17 protein-coding genes are annotated in these 16,159 nt (G+C 64.9%); 1 reads left to right on the top strand and 16 read right to left on the bottom strand.

Features of this window, described 5'->3' with window-relative positions:
* Positions 1-10: 10 nt before the first annotated feature.
* The 6 genes from rlmN to rpsB form a co-directional block, all read right to left on the bottom strand.
* Positions 11-1,240 carry a 23S rRNA (adenine(2503)-C(2))-methyltransferase RlmN gene (rlmN, locus tag SB749_RS16310; RefSeq protein ID WP_410711353.1) on the bottom strand — a complete coding sequence of 410 codons (1,230 nt, stop codon included), beginning with the start codon at positions 1,238-1,240 and terminating at the stop codon, positions 11-13.
* Between the two features lie 186 nt (positions 1,241-1,426).
* Complete coding sequence (locus tag SB749_RS16305) at positions 1,427-2,449, bottom strand: phosphatidate cytidylyltransferase (protein WP_410711222.1); 1,023 nt, start codon at positions 2,447-2,449, stop codon at positions 1,427-1,429.
* Positions 2,449-3,006 (bottom strand): ribosome recycling factor, encoded by a 558-nt coding sequence (frr, locus tag SB749_RS16300; protein ID WP_101544639.1) that lies wholly within the window; start codon positions 3,004-3,006, stop codon positions 2,449-2,451. The genes SB749_RS16305 and frr overlap by 1 nt, the downstream gene beginning before the upstream one ends.
* A gap of 193 nt (positions 3,007-3,199) precedes the next feature.
* The gene (gene pyrH, locus SB749_RS16295; protein ID WP_410711221.1) at positions 3,200-3,952 is read right to left on the bottom strand and encodes a UMP kinase; all 753 of its coding nucleotides are present in this window, start codon (positions 3,950-3,952) and stop codon (positions 3,200-3,202) included.
* A gap of 184 nt (positions 3,953-4,136) precedes the next feature.
* Positions 4,137-4,964: a translation elongation factor Ts gene (gene tsf, locus SB749_RS16290; protein ID WP_101544635.1), complete on the bottom strand. Its 828-nt coding sequence runs from the start codon at positions 4,962-4,964 to the stop codon at positions 4,137-4,139.
* Positions 4,965-4,997: 33 nt separating this feature from the next.
* A complete protein-coding gene (gene rpsB / locus SB749_RS16285; RefSeq protein WP_410711220.1) occupies positions 4,998-5,915 on the bottom strand; it encodes a 30S ribosomal protein S2 in 918 nt (305 codons plus the stop codon).
* Positions 5,916-6,466: 551 nt separating this feature from the next.
* Here rpsB and SB749_RS16280 point away from each other — a divergent pair.
* The gene (locus SB749_RS16280; protein ID WP_410711219.1) at positions 6,467-7,537 is read left to right on the top strand and encodes a D-alanyl-D-alanine carboxypeptidase family protein; all 1,071 of its coding nucleotides are present in this window, start codon (positions 6,467-6,469) and stop codon (positions 7,535-7,537) included.
* Positions 7,538-7,572: 35 nt separating this feature from the next.
* On the opposite strand, the gene SB749_RS16275 is transcribed toward SB749_RS16280, so the two are convergent.
* From SB749_RS16275 to trmD, 10 genes are all read right to left on the bottom strand, one after another.
* Positions 7,573-8,643: a tyrosine recombinase XerC gene (locus SB749_RS16275; RefSeq protein WP_410711218.1), complete on the bottom strand. Its 1,071-nt coding sequence runs from the start codon at positions 8,641-8,643 to the stop codon at positions 7,573-7,575.
* Positions 8,644-8,736: 93 nt separating this feature from the next.
* Positions 8,737-9,960 carry a DNA-processing protein DprA gene (gene dprA / locus SB749_RS16270; RefSeq protein ID WP_410711217.1) on the bottom strand — a complete coding sequence of 408 codons (1,224 nt, stop codon included), beginning with the start codon at positions 9,958-9,960 and terminating at the stop codon, positions 8,737-8,739.
* A 2-nt stretch (positions 9,961-9,962) separates the two neighbouring features.
* Positions 9,963-11,609, bottom strand: a complete 1,647-nt coding sequence (locus SB749_RS16265; RefSeq protein ID WP_410711216.1) for a YifB family Mg chelatase-like AAA ATPase — start codon at positions 11,607-11,609, stop codon at positions 9,963-9,965.
* Entirely contained in the window at positions 11,606-12,025 is a 420-nt protein-coding gene (locus tag SB749_RS16260) for a YraN family protein (RefSeq protein WP_410711215.1), read from the bottom strand. Before SB749_RS16260 ends, SB749_RS16265 begins: the two co-directional genes overlap by 4 nt.
* Before the next feature lie 169 nt (positions 12,026-12,194).
* Positions 12,195-12,512 carry a DUF2469 domain-containing protein gene (locus SB749_RS16255; protein WP_025777313.1) on the bottom strand — a complete coding sequence of 106 codons (318 nt, stop codon included), beginning with the start codon at positions 12,510-12,512 and terminating at the stop codon, positions 12,195-12,197.
* A complete protein-coding gene (locus SB749_RS16250; RefSeq protein ID WP_410711214.1) occupies positions 12,509-13,321 on the bottom strand; it encodes a ribonuclease HII in 813 nt (270 codons plus the stop codon). Before SB749_RS16250 ends, SB749_RS16255 begins: the two co-directional genes overlap by 4 nt.
* Positions 13,321-14,028, bottom strand: a complete 708-nt coding sequence (gene lepB, locus SB749_RS16245) for a signal peptidase I (protein WP_410711213.1) — start codon at positions 14,026-14,028, stop codon at positions 13,321-13,323. Before lepB (SB749_RS16245) ends, SB749_RS16250 begins: the two co-directional genes overlap by 1 nt.
* A gap of 105 nt (positions 14,029-14,133) precedes the next feature.
* Positions 14,134-14,757, bottom strand: coding sequence for a signal peptidase I (gene lepB / locus SB749_RS16240; protein WP_410711212.1), 624 nt, complete (start codon positions 14,755-14,757; stop codon positions 14,134-14,136).
* Positions 14,758-14,788: 31 nt separating this feature from the next.
* Positions 14,789-15,130 carry a 50S ribosomal protein L19 gene (gene rplS, locus SB749_RS16235; RefSeq protein WP_025777317.1) on the bottom strand — a complete coding sequence of 114 codons (342 nt, stop codon included), beginning with the start codon at positions 15,128-15,130 and terminating at the stop codon, positions 14,789-14,791.
* A 173-nt stretch (positions 15,131-15,303) separates the two neighbouring features.
* Entirely contained in the window at positions 15,304-16,122 is an 819-nt protein-coding gene (gene trmD, locus SB749_RS16230) for a tRNA (guanosine(37)-N1)-methyltransferase TrmD (protein WP_410711352.1), read from the bottom strand.
* Positions 16,123-16,159 lie beyond the last annotated feature (37 nt).

Below are 16,159 nucleotides of genomic sequence, written 5' to 3'. Positions count from 1 at the left end.
CGGGCGTCGATCAGTCGGCTGCGGCGAGCTGTCCGCAGGCGCCGTCGATATCGGATCCGCGGGTATCGCGGATAGTCGTCGGAATGCCCTGATCGATGAGGCGGCGGACGAATTCGTCGGCGACCTCCGGTTCCGAGGCCGTCCACACCGACCCCGGGGTCGGGTTGAGCGGGATCGGGTTGACATGGACCCAGCCGCGTCCGCGGGCATTGAGCTTCTTGGCCAGCAGTTCCGCACGCCACGCGTGGTCGTTCATGTCCTTGATGAGCGCGTATTCGATGCTCACCCGCCGTCCGGTCACCTGGTAGTAGTTGTAAGCGGCGTCGATGGCCTCATCGGCCTTCCAGCGCGTATTGACCGGGATCATCTCATCGCGCAGTTCGTCATCGGGTGCGTGGAGGCTGAGGGCGAACGTGACGGGGATGTCTTCGGCGGCGAGTTTGTTGATGCCGGGCACGAGTCCGACCGTGGAGATCGTGATCCGCCTGGCCGACATGCCCAGTCCTTCGGGACTCGGTCCGACGAACCGGCGCACCGCGTTCATCACTCGCTTGTAGTTGGCCAGGGGTTCGCCCATGCCCATGAAGACGATGTTCGAGACCCGTTCGGGGCCATTCGCCGAGGCGGCCGTGGCCTCCCCGTCGAATGCGGCTTCTCCCGCCGCTTCGTCTTCGTCGGCTTCCGCGCCGAGCGCGGTCTCTCCGGCACCGGGCATATCCGACTTCGGGGCTTCGGCGAGTTCGCCGGCGGCGATGACCTGGTTGGCGCGCACGACCTGTTCGACGATCTCGGCCGTGGACATGTTCCTGGTCAGCCCCTGCTGACCGGTGGCGCAGAACGGGCAGTTCATTCCGCAGCCGCACTGGCTGGACACGCACAGGGTGACCCGGTTGCGGTACCGCATGAGCACTGATTCGACGAGAGCTCCGTCGAAGAGGCGCCACAGGAACTTGATGGTGTCGCCGTTCTCTGTGCGCAGGCGGCGCACTTCGGTGAGCAGGTGCGGGAAGAACCGTTCCTGGATCTCTGCCCGTCTGTCCTTGGGCAGGTCCGTCATCGCCTCGGTGTCGGTGACATAGTGGCTGAAGTAGTGGGTGGAGATCTGCTTGGCCCGGAAAGCGGGCAGTCCCATCTCCTTGACCGCGTCGACGCGTTCGTCCATCGTCATATCGGCCAGATGCTGAGGAGGCTGCTTGACCCGTGCGGACTTGAAGTTGAGAAGGGGACGGCCATCGCGCATCGGGGTCTTCGATGTCGTGCCGTCGGCATGTTCGACGACGGGCCTGGTCTGCCTTCTGCCTGCTTGAGAACTCACACGGCCATTGTCTCATGTTCGCTGCACGACTGTCGTGTGTGAGCCGCCACGTCGGGCAGGTGCGAACCGGACTGGGTCAGAGGCAGCCGGGCAAACGGCCTCGCGGGCCGATCAGAGGTAGCCGGGCAGGACCGAGAAGAGAACGAGCGCGACCGGGGCGGTCGGCAGGATCGAGTCGAGTCGATCCATGACACCGCCGTGGCCGGGCAGCAGGGTGCCCATGTCCTTGAGTTCGAGGTCGCGTTTGATCATCGATTCGCTGAAGTCGCCGAGAGTGGCGAAAGCGGGGATGACGGCACCGATGACCAGACCGGTCCAGAACGGAGCATCGACGACGGTGACGGCGAGGACCGTTGCGACCGCTGCGGCGAAGACGGTCGAGCCGAGGTAGCCTTCCCAGGACTTCTTCGGAGAGATCCTCGGAGCGATGGGGTGCTTGCCCCAGAGCACGCCGAAGACGTAGCCGCCGGTGTCGGAGGCGACGACCGCGGCAAGGAAGATGATGACGTAGAAGTTGCCGTCCGGCTGGGTGAGGATGTAAACGATGAAGCAGGCCATGAGGCCGACGTAGGTGAGAGCGAAGAGGGAGAGCGAGACGTCTTTGACTGCGTTCTTCCGGCGCTCGACCATCGTGAAGAGCATGACTGCCCCCGCACTGGCGGCGAAGGTCACCCAGAGTGCTTCGCGGCCACCGATGAAAGTCGCCACGACCATGCAGGCCGCCGACACCATGGTGGGCACGCGGGAGACGAGGGAGCCGGAACGTGACAGAGCGTTCGCGAGCTCCCACATTGCGGCGACGATGCCGACAAGGACGATGAAGAGGAACGAGATCGGCAAGAAGATCAGGGACGCGAGCACCACGCCGCCGATGAGCAGTCCCATGCCGATCGCGGCCGGCAGGTTGCGTCCTGCTCGACCATAATCCTTCGGTTCAGGTTCGGAATCGGCCGCAGCCGCCTCGGCGGTCGGATTCGACTCCGGGTCGTCAGGCGAATACGGCTTGTCCGAGTTGCGCAGATCTCGACGTTTGGGGAAAGGGGTCTCGACCCGTGCGGCCTCGCCTGACGGATCCGGCTCCCCGAGGGGAGCCGGATCTGTTGCGGGGCTGTCGGACCCTGTCACGGCGATCATCAGACCTCGAGCAGCTCAGCTTCCTTCTGCGCAAGCAGCTTGTCGACGTTTTCGACCTTGCTCTTCGTCAGATCGTCGAGCTCGGAGATGCTGCGAGTGACCTCGTCCTCGCCGGCTTCGCCGTCCTTCTTGATGCGCTCGAGAGTCTCCTTGGCGTGACGGCGGATGTTGCGGATGGAGACCTTGCCGTCTTCGGCCTTGCCCTTGACGATCTTGACGTATTCCTTGCGACGTTCCTCAGTGAGGTCCGGGAGGACGACGCGGATGACATTACCGTCGTTGGCGGGGTTCGCGCCGATGTCGGAGTTGCGCAGAGCGTTCTCGATATCGGTCAGCGTGCCCTTGTCGTAGGGGGTCACGAGAATCGTGCGCGCCTCGGGCGTCTGGAACGAAGCGAGCTGCTGCAGCGGCGTCGGTGCACCGTAGTAGTCGATCTCGATATCGGCGAACAGTGCGGGGTTGGCACGGCCGGTGCGGATCGACGCGAAGTCCTCCTGCGTGAATTCGACGGCCTTGTCCATCTTCTCTCTGGCTTCGGCCAGTGTCTCTTCAATCACGGTTGCCTCTTTCCCTCTTCTTAAAGCTTTGGGTTCATTCTATGGGCCATCACTGAAAAATGCCGCACCGAATCATCGCAGGGGTGTTCTCACCTGCGTGGATACCAGGCGGATGACCGCCTCGGTGGAGACGGTCCCCCGCCGTGAGGATCCGCCTGAGTTCAGCGTCGGACCGCCTCGGTGAGGGTGGGTCTCAGCGGACGACCGTGCCGATCTTCTCACCGATGATGGCCTTGCGCAGGTTGCCCTCGCCTTCCATGCCGAAGACGTGCATCGGCAGCTTGTTGTCCATGCACAGGCTGAAGGCGGTCGCGTCAACGACCTTGAGGCCGCGCTGCAGGGCGTCCTGGTAGCTGATCTCGGAGATCTTCTCGGCGTTCGGGTCGACCTTAGGGTCGGCGGTGTAGACGCCGTCGACACCGTTCTTGGCGATGAGGACCTCATCGGCATGGACTTCGAGTGCGCGCTGAGCGGCCACGGTGTCGGTGGAAAAATACGGGAGTCCGGCACCGGCGCCGAAGATGACGACGCGGTTCTTCTCCATGTGCCGCATGGCACGGCGGGGAATATACGACTCGGCGACCTGCGACATGGGGATCGCGGTCTGCACGCGGGTGTCGACACCCGTCTGTTCGAGGAAGTCCTGCAGCGCCAGGCAATTCATCACGGTGCCGAGCATGCCCATGTAGTCGGCACGGGTGCGGTCCATGCCGCGCTGGGAGAGCTCGGCTCCGCGGAAGAAGTTGCCGCCGCCGACGACGATGCTGACCTCGACATCCTCGGTGGTGGGGGCGACCTCGCGGGCGACAGCGGCAACGACGTCGGGATCGACGCCGATCTTTCCGCCGCCGAAGACCTCGCCGGAGAGCTTGAGCAGAACGCGGCGCCGATGGGTGCGCACTGCGCGACTGGCGTAGCTGGATTCGTGAACAGGGGTGCTAGTCATGGAGTCCTTCTTCCGTGCGGGCAGGTCTGTACCCGGTGGGATCGTCACTGTGATCGGGCGTCTGGGTCAGTTTAGCGAAAAACGGGGCCGGACCGATTGGTCCGACCCCGCTCCACGGGTGAGTTCTCACTCACTCGGTGAACCTGGGAAGCAGAGTTCTGTCTGCTTCACGGTCAGTGGTGTATCAGGCTCCGACGCGGTAGCGCAGGAAGCCGGTGGCCTTGACGCCGGCAGCCTCGAGCACCTTGGCCACGGACTGCTTGGGATCCTTGGCGAATCCCTGGTCGAGCAGGCAGTTCTCCTTGAAGAAGCCGTTGACGCGACCCTCGATGATCTTCGGCAGAGCCTGTTCGGGCTTGCCTTCGTTCTTCGCGGTGTCCTCGGCGATGCGACGCTCGTTCTCGACGAGGTCGGCAGGAACGTCTTCGCGGGAGAAGTACTTCGGGGCCATGGCGGCGATGTGCACGGCGACATCGTGTGCCACGGTCTCGTCGTCACCTTCGAATGCCAGCAGCACGCCGACCTGCGGGGGCAGGTCCTTGTTGGTGCGGTGCAGGTAGGAGGCGATCTTGGAGCCTTCGACACGGCCCACGCGACGCAGTTCGACCTTCTCGCCCAGCGAGGCACCGGATTCGGTGATGAACTGGGAGACGGGCTTGCCGTCGGTCTCAGCGGCGAGGAGTGCCTCGGCCGAATCGGCCTTGTTGGCCACGGCCAGCTCGAGGACCTCTTCGGAGAGCTTGACGAACGGCTCGGACTTCGCGACGAAGTCGGTTTCCGAGTTGAGCTCGATCATGGTGCCGACTCCGCCTTCGACGGAGGTCGCGACCAGACCGTCGGAGGTCGAGCGGCCTTCGCGCTTGGTGGCGCCCTTGAGGCCCTTGATGCGCAGGGCCTCCATGGCCTTCGTCTGGTCGCCGTCGGACTCGTCGAGAGCCTTCTTGACGTCCATCATTCCGGCGCCGGTCTTCTCGCGCAGTGCCTTGATATCAGCGGCAGTGTAGTTTGCCATTCCTTCTCCTCAGGATGGTGGAGTTAAACGAAATCAGGACTCGGTCGACTCGGTGGAGTCGGCGGCTTCAGCGGCCGGAGCAGCTTCAGCGTTCTCAGCGTCAGCCGCAGGCGCAGCCTCAGCAGCAGGAGCGGCTTCTTCGGCCGGGGCAGCAGCCTCGGTGCCGTTCTCGTCGGTCTTGCCTTCGAGGAGCTCGCGCTCCCACTCGGGCATGGGCTCGACGGCGGAGACGTTCTTCTCGCCGCTGGCGTCGTCCGAGGAGTGGCGGGCGATGAGGCCCTCGGCCACGGCGTCGGCGACAACGCGGGTCAGCAGCGAGACGGAGCGGATGGCGTCGTCGTTGCCCGGGATCGGGTAGTTGACGTCGTCCGGGTCGCAGTTGGTGTCGAGGATGCCGATGACCGGGATGCCCAGCTTCTTGGCTTCGTCGACCGCGAGGTGTTCCTTCTTGGTGTCGACGATCCAGACGGCCGACGGGGTGCGCTGCATGTCGCGGATGCCGCCGAGGGTCTTCTCGAGCTTGTCCTTCTCGCGACGCAGGATGAGCAGTTCCTTCTTGGTGTGCGAGGAACCTGCAACGTCGTCGAAGTCGATCTCTTCGAGTTCCTTGAGGCGGCGCAGACGCATCGAGATGGTCTGGAAGTTCGTGAGCATACCGCCGAGCCAACGCTGGTTGACGTAGGGCTGGCCCACGCGCTGAGCCTGCTCAGCGATGGATTCCTGGGCCTGCTTCTTGGTGCCGACGAAGAGGATCGAGCCGCCGTGGGCCACGGTCTCCTTCACGAATTCGAAGGCGTTGTCGATGTAGCCCAGCGACTTCTGCAGGTCGATGATGTAGATGCCGTTGCGCTCGGTGAAGATGAAGCGCTTCATCTTCGGGTTCCAACGACGGGTCTGGTGTCCAAAGTGAACGCCGCTGTCGAGCAGCTGGCGGATGGTGACGACGGCCATGCCGACGCCCTCCTTTCTGTGCACCCTCAGGGTGCTTTTACGTCACGCGCGCGTCGATCGTTCTCAAAGCGAACCCTAGAGGGTCCGCGCTGATTCGATCGACGGGATGCGTCGATGACATTTTCGGTTGATTCCTGGTACCCGGTTCGTCCGCCCCACAGGCATACCTGACGGCTGCCTGCACCATGGGAAGGAGAAGAATTCGGATACGCGTAGTCAGAAGACACGCTTCTGCTGGGCTTAAGTCTATCCCGGCTGGGCAAGTCATTTCCAATCGGGATCGATCCACCGCCGAGGCGGCCCACCGGGCCGTATCGTCGCATCGACTCGTGCGTCGACGGGTGGGGATCGATGGGTGCGGGCGAGCTCCGGAGCGCACGGTGCCGTCTGCCGTGGGGAGCCGGATCGCCATCGATTCGGTGCACTCGACCATCGCCTCCTGTGGACGGTCGCCGCACTCGAACGTCGTTGACTTGTGGATAGACGCGGCCCGTCCACAGTACTGATTCTTACGGGTGACCCGGTCGTGCCCCAGGGGGTTGCATGCTCCCATGACTCACTTCGCGTTCGACCGGCTCCGCCAGCTGTTCCATCTCCGAACGAGGCGATCAGGCCTCGGCTCACCACAGTCACTGCTCCTTGCCGTGATCATCGCAGCAGCCCTTGTGCTCACGGGCACTCCCCCGACGGCGAGCGCCACCCCCGGGGCTGCGTCGACACGGAAACAGGTCAGCCTTCAGAGGAGCGCAACGACGAACTGGGTCACCCCGGTGCCGGCGATGGAGATCATCGAAGCCTTCGACCCTCCGGACAAGCCGTGGCTCAAGGGGCATCGCGGAATCGACGTGCTCGCAGTCGAGGGCGAACCGCTGCGGGCACCGACGGAAGGGATGATCCGCTTTGCCGGCACGGTGGCGGGGACTGCGACCGTCAGCATCCTCACCGAGTCCGATCATGTGCTCACGTTTCAGCCGGCCGCGACGTCGTTGAAGAAGGGTAAGGGATTTGCTGCCGGCGAGAAGATCGGCACGGTGGGAAGCGGTGGCCACTGTCAGCGTTCGTGCCTGCATATCGGAGCATGGCCGGCCGCGAGCGATCAGAGGTACGTCGATCCGGGCAAGTTCTTCGGCCAGGAGCAGTCGGCACTTCTGCCGCTGTCACGGAAACCTGCGAAGGAGCCGAAAGGCGGCGGAGATTCGGCCACCTCCGGCGCCGGAGCGTGGGGCGGTCACAGCAACGGGCGTATTCCCGCCTCGGCGATGTGTCAGTTGGAGTCCGCCCCCGGGCAGATGCTGCGCTGCGATGCTCAAGCGGCTTTCGATCGGCTCTCGACGGCGTTCGAGGCTCGGTTCGGCGTCCCGATCTCGGTCACCGATGCTTACCGGGACTACGCCACGCAGGTGATCCTCAAACGGCGAAAGGGGCGGATGGCGGCGACACCGGGAACGTCGAATCACGGGTGGGCGCTGGCAGTCGACCTCGGCAGCGGGATCAATTCCTTCGGCACCGCGCAGCATCAGTGGATGCGGGCGAATGCGCCGAAGTTCGGGTGGATCCATCCCGGGTGGGCGCGACAGACTGGATCCCTGCCCGAGCCCTGGCATTGGGAGTTCCGCAAGTAGGCAGCCGCGGTCAGCTGGACGACGAACCGAGAGTCTCAGGCCCGCGGGTGCGCTCGGCGGTAGGTGTCCTGCAGCCGCTGCATGGAGACCTGCGTGTAGATCTGCGTGCTGCTCATTGTGGAGTGGCCGAGCAGCTCTTGGATCTGTCGCAGGTCGGCACCGCGGTCGAGCATGTGCGTGGCAGCCGAGTGTCGCAGTCCGTGCGGTCCGATGTCCGGGGAGCTGGGGTCGTCGGAGCCGTAGCGGTGAACGAGTTCGCGCACCTGCCGCGCGCCGATGCGTCCTCCTCGGACGCCGAGGAACAGTGCGTCGCCGCTTCGGGGACCGGCGAGCAGTTCACGGGCGGCCAGCCAGTCCTCAAGGGCTTGGCGAGCTGGAGTGCCGAACGGGACGCGACGTTCTTTGTTGCCTTTGCCGAGCACGGTGATCATCGATGCGCGGTGGTCGATGTCGCTGCGGTCGAGTCCGGTCAGCTCCGAGACGCGGACCGCGGTGGCGTAGAGCATTTCGAGGATTGCGGCATCGCGAATGCGTTTGGCCGCATCGAGGGGATCGTTCTTGCCCTGCTGTGCGGAATCACCCGTCGTGGAGTCGCCTGTATCCGTGTCGGTGGGGGCGGACCCATCCGACTGTGAAGACCTGGTGTCGCGTTGAGCACCGCGGGATCTTTCGGCAGCGGAGATGAGGTCGGCGGCTTGCTGAGGTTTGAGCACCGTGGGTAGGCGGGAGTCCTTCTTCGGAGTCCGCAGACGGGCGGCCGGGTTGTTCGGCAGTCCCAGATTGCTCACACCGTAGGCGAAGAAGGAGCGCACGGCAGCGATCTTGCGAGCCACCGTCGATTTCGCGGCACCGGCATCGTCGAGGGCGATGAGCCAGGACCGCAGATCATCGAGTTCGACAGCAGCGATGTCGATCCGTGCGCCGGATGACTTCGCGGACTGTCCGTCTCCGCTCCCCAGTCGGAGCTTCGTCGAGTGCACGGCGTGATCGAGGAAGTCGGAAACGTCGGAGACGTAGGCTCGGGCGGTGTGTTCGGAGACGTCACGAGACCACAGGTGGTCGGCATAGCCGGACACCACCTCGGTGACGGTCGATGATGTGCTCACGTCCCCAGGATACGCGGGTGGATGTGCACAATCATGGAGCCGGAGTGCAGCCGCGCGTACATCGCCGGACAGGCCGATCGGTTGGCGCAGTGTTCAGCCACCCGGTTTCCGCAGCTTCACCCATCCGGTGTCACGGCGTGCGGCCAATCCGGCCAGGTCGAGCGCAGTGAGAGAGTTGAGCGCATCCGCGATCGTCAGCCCTGCCCGGGAGGCGATGGTGCCGACGTCGAGCGGCTTCGACACGGTCAGCGCATTCAGACAGATCTTCTCCCGCTCGTCGAGCCCTTCGCGGGGATCGAGAGACGGCGGGCGTTCTCCACTCCCCGCAGCAGCACTGAGCACGGCCGTGTCGAAGAGTGCCGGGGTGTCATCGTCCATGAGCGCGATGACATCGTCGCTGCAGGTGACGAGTTCCGCTTCGTGTTCGCGCAGGAGCTTGTGTGCTCCGGTCGAGGACGCCGAGTACACGGACCCGGGGAAGGCCGCGACCTGGCGGGAGAGTTCGAGGGCATGCCGGGCGGTGTTGAGTGCCCCGCTGCGCCACCCGGCTTCGACGATGACGCTCACCTGCGCCGAGGCTGCGATGAGTCGGTTGCGCAGCAGGAACCGGTGGCGCATCGGCGTCATTCCGGGTGCGGTCTCGGACACGATGGCACCGGTGGCGAGGATCTGTTCGAACAGGTCGGCGTTCGCCGCCGGGTAGAAGCGGTCGACTCCCCCGGCCATGATTGCCACCGTCGGTGCTTCCCGGGCAATGGCGGCACGGTGGGCGGCCGCGTCGATGCCGAACGCACCGCCGGATACGACGGTTATTCCTCGAGCCGCAAGATCCCACGCGAGGTCAGAGGCGCATTTGGTTCCGTAGTTGCTGGCGGCTCTGGCCCCGACAACGGCAACGGCACGATTCAATGCGGCCCTGAGGGACGCCGACCCTCTCACCCATAGACCCAGTGGCGCGGCAGGGCCGAGATCGTCGAGCATTCGTGGCCACTCATCGTCGTCGGGAATGACCAGTCGGCCGCCGATTCTCGCGATCTTGTCCAGATCGTTCCCGACCGCGTCGGCTTCCCCGGCTCGCACGGCCCACCGGTCGATGGTCGCTGACATCTGACCGTGTTCGGCCGCCTCGGTGCCGGTGTCAGCCAGACCTTGGACAGCATTGTGAGCGGTGGTCTCACCGCGACCGACGGCGGTGATGATCGCCAGCGCGGCGACCGGGCCGATTCCGTCGACGAGCCGTTTGAGCAGTCCGTCGCCTGGCTCACCGATGCGCAGCAGTGAGGCGATGGCCATGCGTACGTCCTCATGTGTGTTCACGGTCAGGACTCCTGTGTCCGCAAGGCGAGCGCCATTCTCATCGTGTCGGGGTCGGGACCCTGCTTTCCCGCCAGGTCGGCCAGAGTGGATGCGACCCGCAGCACCCTGTCATAGCCGCGCATGGTGATCCGACCCGTATCGAGTGCCCGGTCCAGGTCCGTCAGGTCAGTCGGTGTGAGTGCGAAGTGTTCGCGCAGCCAGGTTCCGGGCGCTTCGGCGTTGAGCCTCCAGTCGCAGCCGGCGAAGCGTTGCGACTGTCGCTTCCGCGCGTCGAGCACGCGGGCGGCCACCGTGGTGCTGGTCTCCTGGTCCCCGCCGAGCCGGATGTCGGCGGGAGAGACGGGGAAGAGCTCGAGTTGCAGGTCGACGCGGTCGAGCAGCGGTCCGGAGAGCCGATTGCGATAGCGGCGTTTGTCCAAAGGGGTGCACCGACAGTCCCCGCCGGCGCCGGCCATCCCGACTCCGCAGGGGCAGGGGTTTGCGGCCATGATGAGCTGGAAGGATGCCGGAAGCACCATCGATCCCCAGGCACGGTGGATGTGGACGCGACGGGATTCCATCGGCTGTCGCAGGGCTTCGAGCACATCGCGTGAGAATTCGGGTGCCTCATCCATGAACAGCACCCCGCGGTGGGCGCGGCTGAGGACTCCGACCGTTCCGGGGCGGCGTCCGCCGATGAGCGCCGAGGCGGTGCTGCGGTGGTGGGGTGCCTCGAACGGCGGGCGGTGATCGAGTCCGTCGCTGCCGTCGAGTTCTCCGCGCAGGGAACGGACGGTGGCGACTTCGACGGCTTCGCCGTCGTTGAGCGGCGGCAGGATTCCGGGCAGGCATTGGGCCAGCAGGGTCTTACCCGCTCCGGGTGTGCCGCGCATGAGCAGGTTGTGGCCACCTGCCGCGGCAACCTCGAGACCGAATCGCCCTTCGGCCTGTCCTTGGACCTCGGAGAGGTCATGGAGTTCCGGGCTCACGGGGACGGGCCGATCCATCTCGAGGACCGCCGGCAGTGCGGGGACGGCCATCGATCCACCATAGGCATTGACGACCTCGGCCAGCGAGGCGACCGGAAGGACTCTTGCCCGTCCGATCAGCCTCGCTTCGTCGGCATTGCCGATGGGGACGACGAAGCGGTCGAACCCAGCTTGCAGCGCGGTGTGCAGGGACGGGAGCACCCCGGTGACGGGACGGATTCTGCCGTCGAGCCCGATCTCACCACAGTGGATGACGCTGCCGGTGTCGTCGTTGGTGATCAACGAGAGTGCTCTGAGCACGGCGACGGCGATGCCGAGGTCGAATCCGGTGCCGATCTTCGGCACCGTTCCCGGGGTGAGGTTGATGGTCAGGTGTTCGGTGGCGACGGGTTTGCCGAGGTAGGCCAGGGCCGCACGGAGGCGTTTGCGTGATTCGCTCACCGAGGCATCCGGCAGTCCGACGATGTCGATTCCCGGCAGACCGGCGCTGACGCTGGCTTCGATCGACACGATCTTCCCGGTCAGCCCCCACAGGGCCACGGCAGAGGCCCTACCGATGATGTGCGCCGAGGATGTCGGTTCGACTTCGTCGGCCCCGGCTGACTCGACCAGCTCCGGCGGCTCGACCGGCTCTGGTGATTCGACCGGCGGTTCCTCCCGTCCCAGGGTCTCCTCGCTCACGAGTCGACCTGGATGTTCGGGCAGTGGAAGTACTGCACGCGCGGTTCCATGATGATCCCGAGCGCGTCGATGCGTGTGGCCGGAAAGTATGCGTCTTGCCCGCTCAGCCAGATCCCTGCCAATGTGCGGATGCGGGCGAGCTTGGTTCGGGTCACTGCCTCCAGCGGTGATCCGAGCATCGCGGTGCGGCGCGTCTTGACCTCGACGAAGACCGCGGTGTCACCGTCGCGGGCGATGATGTCGAGCTCTCCTCGTGCGCACCGGAAGTTGCGTTCGAGAATGACGAGTCCAGCGTCTTCGAGAAACGCAGCGGCAAGGTCCTCTCCCCTGCTGCCGAGCGCCTGCTTGCGCAGGCCCTTCACGGTCCGTGTGGTCTTCGACGTTCGTGTCCGACCGGGTGTTCGTATCCGTCCCATGCTGGTCAGATGACCATGCTGGCCTTGCCTCGGGGAAGAGCAGAAAAGGGTCCTGTGGAAGAGGCCGACTCATCCACAGGAGTTCTACGTTCGAGTCAGTGCCGCGTCCACAGCGATCGGTGCAGGAGTGCGTGAGCCCGGGATTCGTCTGCGAGTTGAAAAAACGGCCTCAGCCGCGGATCGCCGTCGGCGGTTCGAGATCGGACTTCGCGATCTCTTCGATGTTGACGTCCTTGAACGTCAGCACGTGCACGGTCTTGATGAACCGTGCCGACCGGTAGCTGTCCCACACCCACGCGTCGCGCAGGGTGAGTTCGAAGTACACGTCGCCGGCGTCGTTGTGAGCCTTGAGGTCGACGTGGTTGGCGAGGTAGAACCGGCGCTCGGTCTCGACGACATAGGCGAAGAGACCGACGACGTCCCGGTATTCCTTGTACAGCGCAAGCTCGAGTTGTGCTTCGTAGTCGTCAAGATCATCGGCGCTCATGACAGGCCCTCCTTCGCTCCTGAGTCCGCGGTCAGGCGGAAGCTTCTCCGGTGGTGGATGCTGGGTCCGAGTTCGGTGATGCCCTGTCGGTGCTTCACCGTCCCGTATCCCACGTTCGATTCCCAACCATAGTGCGGATGGGCCTCGGCGAGTGCGATCATCGTCTCGTCGCGTGCCACTTTCGCCACGATGCTCGCCGCCGCGATAGCCGGAACGGAGCCGTCCCCCTTGATCACGGTGCGCACAGGCGGCAGTTCGAGGTCGGCACAGTCACCGAATGTCCCCAGGCAGTCGAGGGTGAGTGGGGCCGAGAGCCAATCGTGTCGACCGTCGAGGAGCACCATCGTCCGGTCCGGGAATTCCCTCGCCGGGGCGGCCGTTCCGTTGACATCGGCACCTCCCGAACCGTTCCTTTCGGAACCGCCCGAACCGTGCCCGTCGGAACGTGCGCCCGCCCATTCGCGCAGCATCGAGATTATGGCGCGACGTCCGGCGAGGTTGAGCGCCATCGTCATCCCCACCTCGTCGAGTTCGGCCGGCGTCGTCGACCCCACTGCCGCGGCAGTCGCCCACAATCGCACACGTTCGGTGGCCTCCTGCCTCGACTGCGCGCTCAGCTGCTTCGAATCATGGATGCCGACGGGCACTTCGGCGGCGGTGAGGGTGCGCAGATCGAACAGGGCGACACCGACGCTGACGGGCCCGGCCAGGGCGCCACGGCCCACCTCGTCGACGCCGATGACGTAGTCGAATCCCTCGCTCAGCAGTTCCCGTTCGACGCTGAGGTCGGTCAGTCCACGTGCGGCCATCAGTTCCCGCTGAGTCCCTCGGCGGTGTCCGGTACGTCCGCGAAGACCTTGTCGGGTGTGGAGACCCAGCTGAAGTGCTTGAACGGCCAGTTGATGAGGAACACGGTGCCGACGACGTCGTCTTCGTCCACGAAGGGGTCGGTGTCTGTGTGGTACCGGGAGTCGGCGGAGTTGCTGCGGTTGTCGCCCATCACCCAGTAATGGCCTTCGGGCACTGTGACTTCGAATTCGACCTCCGAGGGGGCGGTGCCCTCATCGAGATAGGTTTCGTCGATCGGTTCGCCGTTGACCAGCAGGCGTCCTTCGGCATCGCAGCATTTGATCGTGTCGCCGCCGACGCCGATGACGCGTTTGATCAGCTGGTTTCCCGAGTCCGCGGGGGCCAGGCCGATGAATTCGAGGACCGGGTTGGGCGTGTATTCGGCGGTCTCAGCGGCCGAGAGCCAATGGTCCGGGTCATCGAAGACGATGATGTCGCCACGGTCTGCGGGTCCGAAGCGGTGAGCCAGCTGGTTGACGAGCACCCGGTCATCGACCTGCAAGGTCGTCATCATGGATTCGGACGGGATGTAGAAAGAACGGACGACCCACGTCTTCAGTGCCGTCGAGATGAGCAGGGCGACGACGATGATCGCCAGGGTCTCCAGCAGACCGCGCGCGAACCGTTTCGAGGCGGGCGGCGGGGAAGCTTCGGATTCGCTTGTCATTCGTTCGCTTTCACATCGGACCAGGAGTGCGGCTGTGGACTGAACCGAGCGTATCAGCACGACTCTCGCCCCACACTCAGCCGCAGCGCAGTTCCGTGCGAACACTCAGTCGATCGAGGACCCGTGCCCGATCACAGGGCCGATGATCCGATCGGTGGGGATGAATCCCCCACCGGGCCGACCCAGCAGCGACCGGGAGTCGGCGGAGTCGTTGCGGTTGTCGCCCATCACCCACATGGTGCCCTCGGGGACTTCGATGGAGAATTCCACCGCCGAGGCGGGGGTCGGCGCATAGTCTTCGCTCAGAGGCTTGCCGTTGAGCAGCAGACGGCCCTTCGCGTCGCAGCATTCGAGGCTGTCACCGCCGACGGCGATGACGCGTTTGACGTAGTAGACGTCCCGAGGGCCGAGTCCGACCCAGGAACCGATCTTCTGCAGAGGAGTGGGCAGCGCATCGTCGACGAACGATCCGCGGCCGTCGAAGACGACGATGTCTCCGCGTTGGAGATCTCCGCTCAGGGCGTCCGGGCGCCACACCGTGATCGAATCATCGACCTTGAGCGTAGGCTCCATCGAGGCACTCGGAATGGTGAAGCGCTGGATGACGAATCCGCGGACCGATCCGCCGAGCACGATGATGACGACGACGATCGCCACGATCGCCTTCCAGAACCGTGCCGAAGACAGAAGACGCGACCCGAAGGTCGCGTCTTCATGTCTGTTCGGCACCGTGTGATCACCGCCCACAGTGCCGGGCAAATCAGGCCTTTTCGCGGATGCGAGCAGCCTTGCCGCGCAGTTCGCGCAGGTAGTACAGCTTCGCACGGCGCACGGCGCCGCGGGTGAGGACCTCGATCTTGTCGACGTTGGGCGAGTGCACCGGGAAGGTACGCTCCACACCGACGCCGAAGCTGATCTTACGGACGGTGAAGGTCTCGCGAACGCCGTCGCCCTGGCGACGGATGACGATTCCCTTGAAGACCTGGATACGCGAGCGGGAACCTTCGATCACCTTGACGTGAACGTTGAGGGTGTCGCCCGGACGGAATTCGGGAACGTCAGACTTCAGCGAGGCTGCATCTACAACATCGAGCTTCTGCATTGTGGTATCTCCTGTGGCCTCTGCTTCAGGTCGAGGACACGCATATCGGACCGGTGTTCCGGTAACTGGATCGTCTGTCGGGATCTCTCCCCGTCGACCCGCCGATTCGATGCGACGGGCCACCGTGGGCACTCATCCCCCTGAAGCAGGTGAGTGCCAACAAACGCGACGCTCTATTCTGTCACGGTTGAGCGCTCAGACTCAAACCGCTCGAGCGCCGCCAGGTCGTCTTTGCTCAGGTCATCGAGCTTCTCGAGCAGATCCGGTCTGACATCCGCGGTGCGTTCGAGACGTCGGTCACGTCGCCACCTGGCGATCGCGGCGTGGTTGCCGCTGAGCAGGATCTCGGGCACTTCGCGTCCGCGCCAGGACGCCGGCTTCGTATAGATCGGGTATTCGAGCAGTCCGTCTTCGTGGCTCTCCTCGGTCAGCGATGCGGGGTTTCCGATGACGCCGGGGATGAGGCGGCTGACCGCTTCGATCATCACCATCGAGGCGACTTCACCGCCGTTGAGGACATAGTCGCCGATGCTCATGGGCAGCAGGTCGAAGTGCTCCCCGGCCCAATCGATGACGCGCTGGTCGATTCCTTCGTAGCGTCCGCAGGCGAAGACGAGGTGGTCGCGGGCGGCGAGATCCTCGGCGATGCGCTGGTCGAACACCTGCCCGGCGGGGCTCGGCACGATGAGCGTCGGCTTGCCTCCGGCTGCCGGACCGGCGGTCCGAGCCCCGTCCGCACCTTCTCCCACCGCAGCGCTGCCGCGTTCCGCGAGGATGTGCTCGAGAGCCAGCGCCCAGGGTTCGGCCTTCATGACCATTCCCGCTCCCCCGCCATAGGGCGAGTCATCGACGGTGTTGTGCCGGTCGAAGGTGAAGTCCCGCAGGTCGTGGACGCCGAGGCTCAGCTGACCACGATCGACGGCCTTGCCGATGAGCGAGAGCTGCAGTCCGGCGAGATATTCGGGGAAGATCGACACGATATCGATCGACATCTGCGGTCCGCCCGCCGCGGCGGGGGTCGCACCCTGG

The sequence above is a fragment of the Brevibacterium sp. SIMBA_078 genome (assembly GCF_046534565.1).
Lineage (GTDB): Bacteria > Actinomycetota > Actinomycetes > Actinomycetales > Brevibacteriaceae > Brevibacterium.
Note: the sequence above shows the minus strand (reverse complement) of the source record. Positions and strands in the feature narration are given on the sequence as shown.

What these genes read in the sequence shown, in the direction of transcription:
- SB749_RS16255 (WP_025777313.1), bottom strand. Translation starts at nt 12,512, where the DNA reads ATGAGCGCCGATGATCTTGACGACTACGAAGCACAACTCGAGCTTGCG.
- SB749_RS16280 (WP_410711219.1), top strand. Translation starts at nt 6,467, where the DNA reads ATGACTCACTTCGCGTTCGACCGGCTCCGCCAGCTGTTCCATCTCCGA.
- pyrH (WP_410711221.1), bottom strand. Translation starts at nt 3,952, where the DNA reads ATGACTAGCACCCCTGTTCACGAATCCAGCTACGCCAGTCGCGCAGTG.
- SB749_RS16305 (WP_410711222.1), bottom strand. Translation starts at nt 2,449, where the DNA reads ATGATCGCCGTGACAGGGTCCGACAGCCCCGCAACAGATCCGGCTCCC.
- trmD (WP_410711352.1), bottom strand. Translation starts at nt 16,122, where the DNA reads ATGTCGATCGATATCGTGTCGATCTTCCCCGAATATCTCGCCGGACTG.
- rpsB (WP_410711220.1), bottom strand. Translation starts at nt 5,915, where the DNA reads ATGGCCGTCGTCACCATCCGCCAGCTGCTCGACAGCGGCGTTCACTTT.
- rlmN (WP_410711353.1), bottom strand. Translation starts at nt 1,240, where the DNA reads ATGCGCGATGGCCGTCCCCTTCTCAACTTCAAGTCCGCACGGGTCAAG.
- SB749_RS16260 (WP_410711215.1), bottom strand. Translation starts at nt 12,025, where the DNA reads ATGGGACGGATACGAACACCCGGTCGGACACGAACGTCGAAGACCACA.
- rplS (WP_025777317.1), bottom strand. Translation starts at nt 15,130, where the DNA reads ATGCAGAAGCTCGATGTTGTAGATGCAGCCTCGCTGAAGTCTGACGTT.
- tsf (WP_101544635.1), bottom strand. Translation starts at nt 4,964, where the DNA reads ATGGCAAACTACACTGCCGCTGATATCAAGGCACTGCGCGAGAAGACC.
- lepB (WP_410711213.1), bottom strand. Translation starts at nt 14,028, where the DNA reads ATGACAAGCGAATCCGAAGCTTCCCCGCCGCCCGCCTCGAAACGGTTC.
- SB749_RS16250 (WP_410711214.1), bottom strand. Translation starts at nt 13,321, where the DNA reads ATGGCCGCACGTGGACTGACCGACCTCAGCGTCGAACGGGAACTGCTG.